Origin of the sequence: Gilliamella sp. B2717, assembly GCF_026536675.1 — a bacterium.
Lineage (GTDB): Bacteria > Pseudomonadota > Gammaproteobacteria > Enterobacterales > Orbaceae > Gilliamella > Gilliamella apicola_I.
Map to the genome: position 1 here is coordinate 60,464 of NZ_JAFNNQ010000025.1, position 205 is coordinate 60,668.

General features: G+C 45.4%; 1 protein-coding gene. It reads right to left on the bottom strand.

Annotated features, from left to right (window positions below; genetic code table 11):
- A partial coding sequence (locus J3U35_RS05185; RefSeq protein WP_267359996.1) for a replication endonuclease occupies nt 1-205 on the bottom strand: 205 nt, incomplete at both ends.

The window sequence follows — 205 nt, forward strand, 5'->3', positions numbered from 1 at the left end:
TTAGCTATATCCCGCAAATTTTGCCCGGTTTCGTCGTCGACCTCATCGGCTAGTTGGTAACCGTCAATGTTTTTCGAAATGTATTTGGCAATATAACCCGTTGCTGATCCCCGCTGTTTATCGATATCAACAAATTTAAATCGATTTTCCTGCGCTCCTGGCTCGTCGCCGTCCTCGTCTAGCGCATACGTTCTCATAATGTAGT